We start from the raw sequence: 13,569 nt of genomic DNA, 5'->3' as shown, positions 1-13,569 counted from the left end.
CGGGCCCCGGCCCGCGGAACCCGTACCCACCGGACCCACGACCGGCACACGCACGACGACCGGCGACCCCGCGCCCAGCGGGTCCGAGTCCGGCGGTCCCCGAGCGGGCGGGTCCCGGACCGGCGGTCCCGCCCCCGAACGGCCCACGGCGGACGCCTCCGCGACGGGCGGGCCCCGGCCCGCGGAACCCGTACCCACCGGACCCACGACCGGCACACGCACGACGACCGGCGACCCCGCGCCCAGCGGGTCCGAGTCCGGCGGGTCCGAGTCCGGCGGGCCCGCAGCCGGCGGGCCCACGCCCGGCGGCCCCCCGCCCGGCGGACCCACGCCCGGCACGCTCGAGCTCGGCGGACCGCGGAGCAGCGGGCTCGAGGACGTGGGCGGCGACGGTGCGGGCGCACCGCCCGCGGTGTCCCGGAGGTTTCTCGCCCGGGCCGCACTGGGGACGGCGGTGCTGTCCATCGCCGGGTCGGTGCTCGGGCTGGTGCGGGACCAGTCGCTGGCGCGGCTGTTCGGGGCCGGGAGCGACACGGACGCCTTCCTGGTCGCGTGGGCCGTGCCGGAGATCGCCGCGACGCTGCTGATCGAGGACGGGCTGGCGATCGCGCTGATCCCGGCGTTCAGCATGGCGCTGGCGCGACGGGCCCGGGGCGTGCCCGGCGACCCGGTGCGCGATCTGGTCAGGGCCACCCTGCCCCGGCTGTGCCTGGCCTTCGCCGCGGTGACGGCGCTGGTCGCCGCCGGGGCCCCGTACCTGGTCCGTGCCCTGGCGCCCGGTCTGCCCGATCCCCGCCTCGCCGTCGACTGCACCCGGCTCACCGCGCTCAGCCTGCTGGCCTTCGGGCTCGCCGGGTACTGCAGCGCCGCCCTGCGGGCGCACCGCCGCTTCTTCGCGCCGGCGGCGATCTACGTCGCGTACAACACGGGCATCGTGGCGACGATGTTCCTGCTCGGCGGGGAGTGGGGGGTGCGCGCGGCGGCCGCCGGGGTCGCGGTGGGCGGCTGTCTGATGGTGGCGGTGCAACTGCCCGCCCTGTGGCGGCAGCTGACGTCGCGCGCGTCCGCGCCCGCCGCGACCGGGCCGGCGGCCGAGGAGCGGCCGGTGCGCCTCGCCCTGATCGCCGCCGTGCTGCTGTTCGCGCTGTGCCGCCAGTCGCAGGTCCTCGTCGAACGGTTCCTGGCGTCCTCCCTCCCCGCCGGGTCCATCTCGCACCTCAACTACGCGCAGAAGGTCGCCCAGATCCCGATGACGCTGTCGCTGATGGTGTGCACCGTCACCTTCCCCGTGGTGGCGCGGGCGCTCGCCGACGGCGACACCCGCCGGGCGCGCGCCCGGGTGGAACGGGACCTGGTGCTGGCGTCCTGTGTGGTGCTGGCGGGCATGTGCGCGGTGCTCGCCTGCGCCCCGCAGATGATCGAACTGCTCTTCCAGCGCGGGGCGTTCACGGCGGCCGACACCGCCGCGACGGCGAACGTCATGCGCGTGTACGCCCTCGGCCTGCTCGGCCAGACCCTCGTGGGCGCCCTCGTCCGCTGCTACTTCTCGGCGGGCCGCCCCAGCTGGTACCCCCTCGGCGTGATGGCGGCCGGCATCGTCGCCACGTCCCTGATCGGCGCCGCGACCGTGGGCCGCTGGGGAGTGGCGGGGATCGCCGCCGCCAACGCCTTCGGCATCACCGTCACGGCCGTACTGCTGCTGACCGGCCTGCGCACGGCCCGCCACGGCGACACGGCCGGCGTCACGGTCTGCGTCCGCGAGGTCCTGGGCCGGCTGAGCCGGCCCGTGTTCGCCTCGGTCCTCGCCGTCGCCGCCGGGGCGTTCGCCGCGAGCCGCTTCGAGTCCCCGGTGGCCGCCCTCGCGGCCGGCTGTGCGGCCGTGGCCGCCGTCTTCGTGCCGCTCGCCCTGTCCGTCCCGGTCACCCGGCGCTCCGCATCCGCGCTGCGCTCCGTACGCACCGTCACACGAAGGCTCACACATGGCCGCTCCCGTTGATTCCGTCGCCACCGGCAGACCCTCCGCGCCCCGTCCGCGCCCCGTCCCCTGGGTGGCGATGTACCACTCGGTGGGCGACTGCTCGGACGATCCGTACCGCATCACCGTCACCCCCGAGCGGCTCGGACGGCAGCTGGCCTGGCTGCGCCGGCACGGGTTGCGCGGCGTGTCCGTCGCCGAACTGCTCGCCGCGCGCGCCCGGGGCGAGGGCCGGGGCCTGGTCGGCCTCACCTTCGACGACGGCTACACCGACTTCCTCACCGGCGCCCTGCCGCTGCTGCATCGCTTCCGCTGCGGCGCCACCCTCTTCGTCCTGCCGGGGCGGCTGGGCGGCGACAACGCCTGGGACCCGCTCGGCCCGCGCAAGCCGCTGCTGACCGCGGACGGCATCCGGCGCGCCGCCGACGGGGGCGTGGAGATCGGCTCGCACGGCCTCACCCACGTCGACCTCACCCGCGCGGACGACGCCACCCTCACCGCCGAGGTCGCCGAGAGCCGCGCCCGGCTGGAGGAGCTGACCGGCGCCCCGGCCGCCGGGTTCTGCTACCCGTACGGCACGGTCGACGCGCGCGCCGTCGAGGCCGTACGGAAAGCCGGCTACACCTACGCCTGCGCCATCGACCCCGGCCCGCTGACCGGCCCGCACGCCCTGCCGCGCGCGCACGTCGGGCAGAACGACACGGCGTGGCGCCTGCGCCTCAAGCTCCGGCTGCACCGGCTGCGCCGGCGCCCGGTGGAGGGCGTGTGATGAGGGCGCTGCACATCATCACCGGGCTCGGGGTCGGCGGTGCCGAACAGCAGTTGCGGCTGCTGCTGCGTCATCTGCCGGTCGACTGCGACGTGGTGACGCTCACCAACCCCGGCGCGGTCGCCGACGGGCTCGGCGCCGACGGCGTGCGGGTCGTGCACCTGGGCATGGGCGGCAACCGCGACCTGGCCGCGCTCCCCCGCCTGGTCCGGGTGATCCGCTCCGGCGGCTACGACCTGGTGCACACGCACCTGTACCGGGCCTGTGTCTACGGCCGACTCGCCGCCCGGGTCGCCGGGGTCCGCGCGGTCGTGGCGACCGAGCACTCCCTGGGCGACACCCAGATGGAGGGCCGCAGGCTGACGGCCGGGGTGCGCGCGCTGTACCTGGCGAGCGAGCGGCTCGGGTCGGCGACGGTCGCCGTCTCCCCGACGGTGGCCGACCGGCTGAAGCGCTGGGGCGTGCCCGCCCCCCGCATCGAGGTCGTCCCCAACGGCGTCGACCTGGACCGTTTCCGCTTCGACCCGGAGCGGCGGGAGCGCACCCGCCGGCGCCTCGGCCTGCCTCAGGGCGCATTCGTCGTCGGCGGCGTCGGCCGGCTCGCCCGGGGCAAGCGGTTCGACGTCCTCGTCCGCGCGCTCACCCTGCTGCCGGAGGACCACTGGCTGCTGCTGGTGGGCGGCGGCCCCGAGGAGCACGTGCTGCGCCGCACCGCCCGCGAGGCCGGGGTGGCGGGGCGGGTCCTGTTCACCGGCGAGCGCCCCGTCGTCCCCGACGGCACCCCCGGCCCCGACCTGCCCTCGCTGACAGCGGCGATGGACCTGTTCGCCTCCCCGTCCGCGGAGGAGGCCTTCGGCCTGGCCGCCGTGGAGGCGCTGGCGTCCGGTCTGCCCGTGCTCTACGCCTCCTGCCCGGCGATCGAGGACCTGCCCCCCGAGGCCTGCGCCGACGCCCGGCGGGTGCGCGGCGGCCCCGGGGCGTACGCCCGCGCGATCACCGAGGTCCGTACGGCGGGCCCCGGGCCGCGCACGGCCGGCCGGGCCGCGCACCACTACAGCATCACCCGCAGCACAGCCCGCCTCATGGACGTGTACACGGCGGCCGTCACCGGCTCGTCGCCGTCTGCCGCACCGTAAGCCTTCGCCGCACCTTCGAGGGAGCAAGCCCGTCATGACCGACACCCCGACCCGTCGGCTCCGTCCGTCCCTGGACCGTGTCAGAAAGCTGCCGGCCTGGTCCGCGCTGGTGGCAGGCACGCTCCTCGGCGGTCTGTTCGGCGGTGCGTACGGCCTGCTCACGCCCCCGGCGTACACGGCCACCAGTTACGTCGTCGCCGTACCGACCGACAAGGCCACCCCGGACGCGGCCCGCGGTTTCGCGCAGGCGTACGGCCGGGTCGCCACCCAGCTCGCGGTGCTCGGCGACGCGCAGGTGTGGGCCGGAGTACCGGTGCGGACCCTGCGGGACAGCGTCCGCACCGCGACCTCGCCGGACGCGCCGATGGTCGCCGTCACGGCCACCTCCGCGCGGCCCGGACTGGCCGTCGACATGGCCAACGCGGTCTCGCGCGCGCTGACCCGGCACGCCGAGGACACCAAGGGCAGCACCCAGGTCCGGCTCGTGCAGTTCTCACGCGCGGTGCAGCCGGGCAAGCCGTCCTCCGCGTCGTCGGAGGTGACCGCGCTGGTGGGGGCGAGCGCGGGCGGCCTGCTGGGCGGCCTGGTGCTGCTCGCCCGGCCGAGGCGGACCGGCGGGGGCGACGACCCCGCCCCCGCCGCCTCGGTGCCCGGCCCGGCCACCGCCGCCGACGTGCAGCGGTGACACGGCCCGGGGTGGCCCTAACGGGTGCGCGACCACCAGTCGAAGCGGAGGCAGAGTCTCCCGCCGAGCCAGTACTCCACCCACCGGCCCAGGTCCAGCGGCGAGCAGTTCTCCGGCGGCAGCGGCGCGTCGGGGGTGGTCGGTACGGGAGTGGTCTCCGGGGTGTCCGGAGTCTGCGGAGTGGTGTCCGGCTCCCCGTCGTGCGTACGGCCGTGGAGCACGCTCCTGTAGACGCGGGACGAGTCCGGGTTGTCGTCGCACTGCCACACCCCGTGCGGGCAGTAGTCGGTCAGCGTGTTGTAGAGCGGCTTGTGCCGGTCGATCCACGCGAGCATGCGCCGCATGTACTCGGGATTGTCGCCGTTGCGGAAAAGCCCCCATTCGGGATAGGAGATCGGTTTTCCGTGGGCCTTCGCGAAATCCACGTGCGCCTGGAGTCCGTACGGCTCCTTCACCTGCTCGTCGAAGGAGTGCCCGGCCGGCTGGTCGTAGGAATCCATGCCGACGATGTCGACCGTGTCGTCCCCGGGGTAGCACTGTGTCCAGGGAACGGCGTCCCGGCCGCGGCTCGGCGTGAAGTCGAACCGGAATTCCTGGCCCGGCACCGCGCGCATGGTTCTCACGATCCGGTTCCAGTACTTCTTCCAGGATTCCGGGTCGGGGCCGCAGCGGTGGGTGTAGGTGACGCCGTTCATCTCCCAGCCGAGCACCAGGACCGTGTCCGGGATCCTCAGCTCGACCAGCCGCTCGGCGAGGGCACGGAAGTGATGGTCGAACTCCCCGGCCGCGCCACGCCGCAGCAGTTGCCGGACCTCGTGGTCGGGGACGCCCTCCTCGTTGCGCTCCTGCAGGGGGACGTTGAGGACGAGCATCCGGTCGTCCTCGGCGTTGCGCCAGCGCGCCCACGACTCGAGGAAGCCGATGTCCCCCTCGATGTCGCTCCAGTGGTTGCCGGGCAGGTAGGTGTGGCCGACGCGCAGCTCGGCACCGCCCAGCCAGCGGCTGAACTGCTCCATGCGGGCCACTCCGCGCGCGTCGGAGGCGAGGAAGGCACCGAAGGCCGGGACGTCACGGAGCGGCGCCGGCAGCACCGGTGCGGGGACCGACGGGATGCCGGCGGTCGGGGCGGCGGGGGCCTGGACCGCGGGGACCGTGGGAACGGCCACGGGCTCGTCCGGGGCCGGGGCCGCCGGACGGGAGTCGTCGGTCGGCGCCGGCTCCGTCGTGGGTCCGGCCACCAGGGCGGCGGACACCACGACCGCCGCCGCGCCCACGGCCATCGCGCGGGCCCGGACCCGCCTGTGCTGTGGGGCCATCGGCTGCTCCTCTTCTCATTCGCGTCCGCCTTCTGCCTGAATTACCAACTCTTGACGAACAGTCATATGAATTCAGGCACAGGACATACGGCGGCGCCAATGTCACTGCGGCTTTCGAGTGCCGGGCTCGCCCGTGCGGGTGAGCCGGTACCAGAAGAAAGTGAGTATTCGTGTCGCTGCTCGACACCCGTGTCCCCGCCGTACTGCTGCGGACCGACCGGAATCCCTTTCACCACGGAACGCTGGGGGCCGTGCGGTCGCTCGGCAGGGCGGGAGCGGAGGTACATGTCGTCGCCGATTCCACGGGAAGTCCCGTACGTCGCTCGCGTTATGTCCACAGCATGCACGCCCCGCCGCCACCGGGGGCGTCCGCGCAGCAGATCCTCGCCGTGCTGCGCCGGGTGGCCGGCCGGGTGGGGCGCCCGGCCGTGCTGATCCCGCTGGACGACGCGACCGCGATCGCCGCGGGCCGGCTGCGAGGCGACCTCGCACCCTCCTACCTGCTGCCCGAGATGCCGGCCACGCTGCCCGAACGCGTCGCCGACAAGGCGGAACTGGCCGCCGTGTGCGCCGCCGCGGACGTTCCGCACCCGCTCACGCTCGTCCCGGACAGCCCGCGGCGGGCCGCCGACGACGCCCACCGGCTCGGGCTGCCGCTGGTCGCGAAGTGGAGCCGGCCCTGGCTGCTGCCGGCCGGCGGCGGACTGCGCAGCACCCAGCTGGTGCACTCCGCACAGCAGGCCCGCGAGCTGCACGCGCGCACCGCGGAGGCGGGCAGCCCGCTGCTGCTGCAGGAGTACCTGCCGCCGGGCGAGGACCGGGACTGGTTCTTCCACGGCTACGCCGACCGTGCGGGCGCCGTGCGCGCCGGCGGCCCGGGCCGCAAGCAACTGTCCTGGCCGCGCGGCGCGGGGCTGACCGCGGTGGGCCATTGGACACCCAACCCCGAGGTCCGGGCGCTCGCCGAACGGCTCACCGGCGAACTCGGCTACCGCGGCGTCTTCGACCTCGACTTCCGCCGCTGCGGCACGACCGGCCGCTACCACCTCCTCGACTTCAACCCGCGCCCCGGCGCCCAGTTCCGGCTCTTCGCGGACACCGCCGGACTGGACGTCGTACGCGCCCTGCACCTGGATCTGACCGGACGGCCGCTGCCGGACGGGAATCCGGTGGCCGGGCGGTCGTTCGTGGTGGAGAACTACGCGCCGTTCGCCGCGCTGCGCACGGCGCCCGGCGGACGCGAACTGGCCTGGTACGCCAGGGACGACCGCGCCCCCGGATGGGCGATGTGGGCCCTGTGGGCCCGCCATGTGTCCGGCCGGCTGCGGCGACGGCTCGGCACGGCGGCCTCCGTACCGGCGCCCCGCCCCGTTCCCCGGGCGGCCGCGTCCTCTCCGACCTTCCCGACCGACAACGAGAAAGCGAGCAGCTGATGGTGTACGACCTCCTGGTGGTGGGCGCCGGTCCGTACGGTCTGTCGATCGCGTCCCACGCCGCGGACGCCGGACTGAACCTGCGCGTGTTCGGCCGGCCCATGGCGTCCTGGCGGGACCACATGCCCGGCGGCATGTTCCTGAAGTCGGAGCCGTGGGCGTCCAACCTGTCCGATCCGGGCGGGCGCTGGCGGCTGGACGCGTACTGCGCCGAGCAGGGCCTGACGGCACGTCACGCGCACCCGATCCCGGTGGAGGCGTTCGCCTCGTACGGCCTGTGGTTCGCCCGCAACGCCGTGCCGGGGGTGGACGAGCGCACGGTCACCCGGGTGTCGTCCGGTCCCGACGGTTTCACGGCGGTCACCGAGGACGGGCAGGCGCTGCACGCGCGGACGGTGGCGCTGGCGGTCGGGGTGATGCCGTTCATCGAGGTGCCGCCGGCCCTGCGCGGGCTGCACCCCACGCTGGTGACGCACAGCAGCCACCACAGCGACCTGGGCCACTTCCAGGGCAAGGACGTCACGGTGATCGGCGGCGGCCAGGCGGCCCTGGAGACGGCGGCGCTCCTCGCCGAGCAGGGCACGCGGGTACGGGTGCTGGCGCGGTCGGAGCGGCTGCGGTGGAACGACGTGCCGCCGCCGTGGGAGCGTCCGTGGTGGCAGTCGGTCCGCTCGCCGCACAGCGGTCTCGGGCCCGGCTGGCGGAACTGGTTCTACGCCGAGCGCCCCGGTCTGTTCCGGCGGCTGCCGCAGGCGTCCCGGTCGCGGATCGCGGCCACGGCGCTGGGCCCCGCGGGCGCGTGGTGGGTGCGGGACCGGGTGGAGCGGGCGGTGGACCTGCTGCCGGGCCAGGAGGTCACCGCGGCCGCCGCGGTGCCGGGCGGGCTGCGCCTGGACCTGGCCGGCCGTGACGGCTCCCGGCGCTCCATGGAGACCGAGCACGTCATCGCCGCCACGGGGTTCAAGGCGCACCGCGACCGGCTCGCCCTGCTCTCCGCCGAGCTGCGCGGGACGCTGGCGGCGCTGCCCGACGGTTCCCCGGCGCTCGGCCACAGCTTCGAGTCCTCGCACCCGGGGCTGTTCCTGGCGGGCCTGGTGACCGCGTCCGGCTTCGGCCCGGCGATGCGCTTCGTGCACGGCGCGACGTTCACGGCGTCGACGCTGGTCCAGGGGGTGCGCCGGCGGCTGAGGTCGACGCCGGCGCGGGGGGCGGTTCCCCTTCCGGGCGGCGGCAGCCGCAGCGGGGCACCGTCGCCGGTGAGCGGCTGACGGGCACCTACGACGACGCGTCCCCCGGACCGGGTCGGTCCGGGGGACGCGTCGTCGTACGGGTACGGCTGCCGGGTAGGGCCGCACGGGTACGGCTGCCGGATGGAGCCGTCGAGCACGGCTGCCGGGTGGGGCGGGCCCGGCAGCCGACGGTTCAGCGGCTCAGCGACGGGAGGCGAGGCGGCCGCGGCGGTAGAGCATCGCGCCTCCGGTGATCAGGACGGCGCCGGCCGCCGAGGCGGCGATCATGCCGTCGCTGCCGGTCTCGGCCAGGTGCGGCGGGCTGCCGGGCACCTCCTCCTCCTCGGCCGGGGGCTTCTCGACCTCGTACGTGGGAGGCGTCTTGACCTTGGTGGGCGGGGGCGTGGTCTCCTTCTCGGGTTCGTCCTCCTCCTTGCCGTAGCCACTGTCGTTGACACAGGTGGTGCCGTAGGCGCCGTCGAACAGCGAGATGGCGTCGACGCCGTTGCCGCACACGTTCACCGGCAGGTGGACGGGCAGCTGCACGTTGTTCCCGGACGCCAGTCCGGGCGAGCCCTCGGTGCCGCCCACCGCGTGCGCGCCACCGGAGTCGCCGTAGGAGGAGTCGCCGTACGAGGACTCGCCGTAGGAGGAGTCGCCGTGCGAGCTCTCCCCGTTCGAGTCGTCCGCGGACTCCTTCGCGTGGCCGTGGGAGCCGTTGACGCACGTGTTGCCGGACGTCTCGTTGAAGGCCCCGACCACGTTCGCGGAGTTGCCGCACACGTTCACCGGCGTGTGGACCGGCGCCTGCACGTTGTTCCCGGACGCCAGTCCGGGCGAGTTCTTGGCGCCGCCCACCGCGTGCGCCCCGTCGGCGGAGTCACCGTGCGAGCCGTTCTCGGACGTGTGGGAGCCGTTGACGCACGTGTTGTCGGACGTCTCGTTGAAGGCTCCGATCACGTTCACTGAGTTGCCGCACAGGTTGAGCGGCGTGTGGACCGGCGCCTGCACGTTGTTCCCGGACAGCGCACCGGAAGAGTCCTCGGCACCGCCCACCGCGTACGAGTCGGCGAGGGCGGGCGTTCCGTACAGGGACAGAATGCCCGTAGCGGCGGCGGCCGCCACGAACACTCCCCTGCTCAGGGTCTGTCGCAATGTGGTTGTCTTCCTGCTTGAAGAAATGGGAGCGGCCACGCGTTCTGGCCCTCCGCTGCCGCATGGCCTACTCCTTCATCAACCCGACTCGACGGAATCGGTTGCGCAGGTTCACCCGGTTGGACCGCACGGGCGGACGCGCGGCCCGGGGCGTCAGGACACCACGTCCTTGCGGACGAACCCGCGGAACGCCAGCGCGAACAGCACCAGCGCGTACGTCACGGACACCGACGCGCCCTGGATCATGCCGGACCACTCCGGGTTCGGCTGGACGGCGTCCGCCCAGGCGAACTGCCAGTGCGCGGGCAGGAAGTGACGCCAGTCGCCGAGGGCGGTGACGGCGTCCAGGACGTTGCCGACGATGGTCAGGCCGACCGCGCCGCCGACCGCGCCCAGCGGGGCGTCGGTGCGGGTGGACAACCAGAACGCGAGCCCGGCGGTGACCAGCTGCGACACGAACAGGTACGCCACGACCACCACGAGCCGCTGCGCCGCCGTGCCCGGGTCGAGCACGCCGCCGGTGGGGATCTGCAGCGGGCCCCAGCCGTAGGCGACGGTGCCGACGGCGAGCGCCACCACCGGCAGCAGCACCATCGCGGCCAGGCTCAGCCCCAGTCCGACGATCAGCTTGGACCACAGCAGCCGCATCCGGGGCACGGGTGCGGCGAGCAGGTAGCGCAGGGAGGACCAGCCGGCCTCCGAGGCGACCGTGTCCCCGCAGAACAGGGCGACCGGGATGACCAGCAGGAAGCCCGCGGACACGAACAGGTTCACGGCGGCGAAGTTGGCGCCGGACGCGGTGGCCGTGTCCATCAGGTTGACGCGGTTGCCCTCCGGGCCGCCGTCCGGCGTGCCACCGATCGCGAAGGCGACCACCAGCACGAACGGCAGGACGGCGAGGATCGCGCCCATCACGAGGGTGCGGCGGCGCTTGAGCTGGCGGACCAGCTCCACCCGCAGCGGCAGGGTGCGGCCCGCGCGGTAGCCGGCGGCGACCTCGACGGGGTCGGCCGAGCCGGTCGGGCCGGCCGGCTCGGCCTGCCCGGCTCGCTCGGTGAGCGTGCTCATGCGGAACCTCCGATCAGGGTGAGGAAGGCGTCTTCGAGGCGGCGGTGCGGGCCCACCGACGCCACGGGCACCTCCAGCCGGACCAGTTCGGCGACCAGGCGCGGGGCGGTGCCGTCGGCGTCGAGCCGGACCAGCAGCCCCTCGTCGGTGCGGACGGCGGAGACGACGCCCGGCAGCGCGGCGATCTTCTCGGCGACCGGCTCGTCCACGGGAGTGCCGGTGCCGACGAGCAGGGTGTCGCCGGAGCCGATGATCTCGTGCACCGGACCGGCCTGGACGAGCTGCCCGCGGTCCATCACCACGAGGTGGGTGCAGGACTGCTCGACCTCCGACAGCAGATGGCTGGAGACGATCACCGTGCGCCCGGCGGCCGCGTACCGGATCATCACCTCGCGCATCTCGCGGATCTGCGGCGGGTCGAGTCCGTTGGTCGGTTCGTCGAGGATGAGCAGGTCCGGGAGGCCGAGCATGGCCTGGGCGATGGCGAGGCGCTGGCGCATGCCCTGGGAGTAGGTGCGCACCGCGCGGGCGAGCGCGTCACCGAGCCCCGCGATCTCCAGGGCCTCCTCCATGCGGGCGTCCCCGGGCGGACGCCCGGTGGCCCGCCAGTACAGCTCCAGGTTCTCCCGGCCGGACAGGTGCGGCAGGAAGCCCGCGCCCTCGACGAAGGCGCCGACCCGGGACAGCACCGGGGCGCCGGGGCGGATGGCGTGGCCGAAGACGCGGATCTCGCCGCCGTCGGGCTTGATGAGCCCCATCAGCATGCGCAGGGTGGTCGTCTTGCCCGCGCCGTTCGGGCCGAGCAGACCGAGCACCTGCCCCTTCTCCACCCGGAGGGACAGGTCCCGTACGGCGTACCGGTCCGAGGAGCGGGCGTAGCGCTTGCTCAGGCCGGTGATCTGGAGCGGGACGTCGGCCAGTTCCGGGTCGGGCGCCGGGGCGGTGGTGCGGCGGCGGCCGGTGAGCAGCAGGGCGAGGGCGATCAGGGCGCCGGCGGCCGGCAACCACACCACCCATGCGGGCAGCGGGGCCGCGGCGGTGGTCACACCGGGTGCGGTGGGCACCGTGAGGTCGCTCTTCAGGGAGACGGTGTACGTCGCCGGGGCGGCCGGGGAGGCGTAGCCGAGGTCGGTGGAGGCGAGGACCAGGCGCAGGCGGTGGCCCTTCTGCACCTCGTGGTCGACGGCCGGGAGGGTGAGCGTCACGTCCTTGCCGGCCTTGGCGTCCTCGACGCGGACCGGGGCGACGAGCTGCGAGGGCAGCACCTGCTGCCGTCCGTCCGGGCCGACGTCGTACACCTTGCCGAACAGGACGGCGTCGTCACCGGTCGACTCGACGTGCACGGTGACGGCCGGCGAGCCGGTGATCCGCAGGTCGTCGCCGACCGGGGCGGACTCGAAGCGGGCGTACTGGCCCGGGAAGTCCAGGGAGACGCCGACGCCGAGCGAGGAGAGCTGGGCGAGTCCGCCGGAGCCGCCGAGGCCGGGCAGGGAGGAGACGGCGGGCGGGTTGGCGCCGGCCGGATTGGCGAAGCTCTGCTCGCGTCCGGTGAGGGGGAAGGACCGGCCGTCGCTCGTCAGGCCCGGGTAGGTGTCGGCGCTCGCGCCGTTCAGCACGGCCCGGCCGTCGGTGGAGTCCACGCCTCCGGTGCGGGTGACGCGGAAGGCGGGGCCGGTGTCGGCACCCTTGTCGTCCTTCAGGTACCGGTCGAACCAGGTGCTCACGCGCTCCTGCACGCGGTCCGTCTCCAGGCTGCCGCCGTCGTGGCCGCCCGCGATCCAGTCGACGTCGACCGGGGCGCCGTTGGCGCGGATCGCCTTCGCGGCGGCGTCGGCCTGGCCGAGTGGGAAGAGCGAGTCGGTCTGGCCCTGCACGAGCAGCGTGGGCACGTCGATGCGGTCGGCGACGGCGGACGGCGAGCGCGCCTCGAGCAGCTCGCGCGCCTCGGCGTCCGGGACGCCGGACTCGGCGACCCGCTCGTACATCGCGCACAGCGCGGGCTCGAACTTCTCGCAGCCGCCGCCGGAGTTGACGAAGACGCCGGCCCACAGCTTCTTGAAGACGCCGTTCGGGAAGAGCGCGTCGGCGAGGTCGAAGTAGGTGATCGCCGGGGCGATGGCGTCGACCCGGTCGTCGTACCCGGCGCCGAGCAGGGCGATGGCACCGCCGTACGAGCCGCCGGTCATGCCCACCCGCGGGTCGCCGTCCTCGTCGAGCTCGACCTCGGGCCGGTCCGCCAGCCAGTCGATCAGCCGGGAGACGTCGGCGACCTCGCCCTCCGGGTCGTTCAGCCCGATCTTCCCGGTCGACCCGCCGAAGCCGCGCGCGGACCAGGTGAGGACCGCGTACCCGTCGCGCGCGAGGTCCTCGGCCTGCTCCCGCACGTCGTCCTTGCTGCCGCCGAAGCCGTGTCCGAGCAGGACGGCGGGGCGGCGGCCGTCGGGCCCGGCGGTGAAGTACGAGGTGTCGACGCGCACCCCGCCGCCCGCGCTCACGACCTGGTCGGCACGGCGTACCGCGGGCGCGTCGTCGGAGGCGACGGCACTCCACGTACCGGCACCGGCGAGCACGACGACGGCGGCCGCGGCGGAGATGACCCGTCGCGACCGCCGTGACAGCGGCCGTCGTGACCGCAGCCACCGCGATCCGGGCAGTCGAAGATCCATGCGTCAACGGTACGTGGTCGACCTGTCGACGAGTTGTCGACCGGAGACCGAACCCGGGGACCTCCCCGGGGCGTACGGGGCCGCCCGGGGTGGTGCCGGGCCCCGGGGACCGCGGCCCACGCCCGCCGCGCGCGCGG

At 74.7% G+C, this 13,569-nt stretch carries 10 protein-coding genes; 6 read left to right on the top strand and 4 right to left on the bottom strand.

The window, feature by feature from the left end; genetic code table 11:
* Positions 1–454 precede the first annotated feature (454 nt).
* From ACFXAE_RS30265 to ACFXAE_RS30250, 4 genes are read left to right on the top strand one after another with little or no spacing between them, the layout of a single operon-like run.
* The gene (locus ACFXAE_RS30265) at positions 455–1,996 is read left to right on the top strand and encodes a lipid II flippase MurJ (RefSeq protein ID WP_384720829.1); all 1,542 of its coding nucleotides are present in this window, start codon (positions 455–457) and stop codon (positions 1,994–1,996) included.
* On the top strand, positions 1,980–2,744 hold the full coding sequence (locus ACFXAE_RS30260) for a polysaccharide deacetylase family protein (RefSeq protein ID WP_384720799.1): 765 nt from the start codon (positions 1,980–1,982) through the stop codon (positions 2,742–2,744). The genes ACFXAE_RS30265 and ACFXAE_RS30260 overlap by 17 nt, the downstream gene beginning before the upstream one ends.
* Positions 2,744–3,880: a glycosyltransferase gene (locus tag ACFXAE_RS30255; protein WP_384720796.1), complete on the top strand. Its 1,137-nt coding sequence runs from the start codon at positions 2,744–2,746 to the stop codon at positions 3,878–3,880. The genes ACFXAE_RS30260 and ACFXAE_RS30255 overlap by 1 nt, the downstream gene beginning before the upstream one ends.
* A 34-nt stretch (positions 3,881–3,914) precedes the next feature.
* On the top strand, positions 3,915–4,565 hold the full coding sequence (locus ACFXAE_RS30250) for a lipopolysaccharide biosynthesis protein (protein ID WP_384720793.1): 651 nt from the start codon (positions 3,915–3,917) through the stop codon (positions 4,563–4,565).
* 17 nt (positions 4,566–4,582) lie between these two features.
* On the opposite strand, the gene ACFXAE_RS30245 is transcribed toward ACFXAE_RS30250, so the two are convergent.
* A complete protein-coding gene (locus ACFXAE_RS30245) occupies positions 4,583–5,881 on the bottom strand; it encodes a glycosyl hydrolase (RefSeq protein ID WP_384720790.1) in 1,299 nt (432 codons plus the stop codon).
* Positions 5,882–6,051: 170 nt separating this feature from the next.
* Between ACFXAE_RS30245 and ACFXAE_RS30240 the strand changes: the two genes are divergently transcribed.
* Both ACFXAE_RS30240 and ACFXAE_RS30235 read left to right on the top strand, forming a co-directional pair.
* A complete protein-coding gene (locus tag ACFXAE_RS30240) occupies positions 6,052–7,314 on the top strand; it encodes an ATP-grasp domain-containing protein (RefSeq protein WP_384720787.1) in 1,263 nt (420 codons plus the stop codon).
* Complete coding sequence (locus ACFXAE_RS30235; protein WP_384720784.1) at positions 7,314–8,582, top strand: NAD(P)-binding domain-containing protein; 1,269 nt, start codon at positions 7,314–7,316, stop codon at positions 8,580–8,582. The genes ACFXAE_RS30240 and ACFXAE_RS30235 overlap by 1 nt, the downstream gene beginning before the upstream one ends.
* Before the next feature lie 162 nt (positions 8,583–8,744).
* Here ACFXAE_RS30235 and ACFXAE_RS30230 read toward each other — a convergent pair whose 3' ends face one another.
* The 3 genes from ACFXAE_RS30230 to ACFXAE_RS30220 form a co-directional block, all read right to left on the bottom strand.
* Positions 8,745–9,698: a chaplin family protein gene (locus ACFXAE_RS30230; RefSeq protein WP_384720781.1), complete on the bottom strand. Its 954-nt coding sequence runs from the start codon at positions 9,696–9,698 to the stop codon at positions 8,745–8,747.
* A gap of 153 nt (positions 9,699–9,851) precedes the next feature.
* Positions 9,852–10,766 carry an ABC transporter permease gene (locus tag ACFXAE_RS30225; protein WP_384720778.1) on the bottom strand — a complete coding sequence of 305 codons (915 nt, stop codon included), beginning with the start codon at positions 10,764–10,766 and terminating at the stop codon, positions 9,852–9,854.
* The gene (locus tag ACFXAE_RS30220; protein WP_384720775.1) at positions 10,763–13,432 is read right to left on the bottom strand and encodes an alpha/beta fold hydrolase; all 2,670 of its coding nucleotides are present in this window, start codon (positions 13,430–13,432) and stop codon (positions 10,763–10,765) included. The genes ACFXAE_RS30225 and ACFXAE_RS30220 overlap by 4 nt, the downstream gene beginning before the upstream one ends.
* Between the last annotated feature and the right edge of the window lie 137 nt (positions 13,433–13,569).

It is taken from the genome of Streptomyces sp. NPDC059454 (assembly GCF_042749965.1).
GTDB lineage: Bacteria > Actinomycetota > Actinomycetes > Streptomycetales > Streptomycetaceae > Streptomyces.
This window is presented reverse-complemented; position numbering and strand designations above follow the sequence as displayed.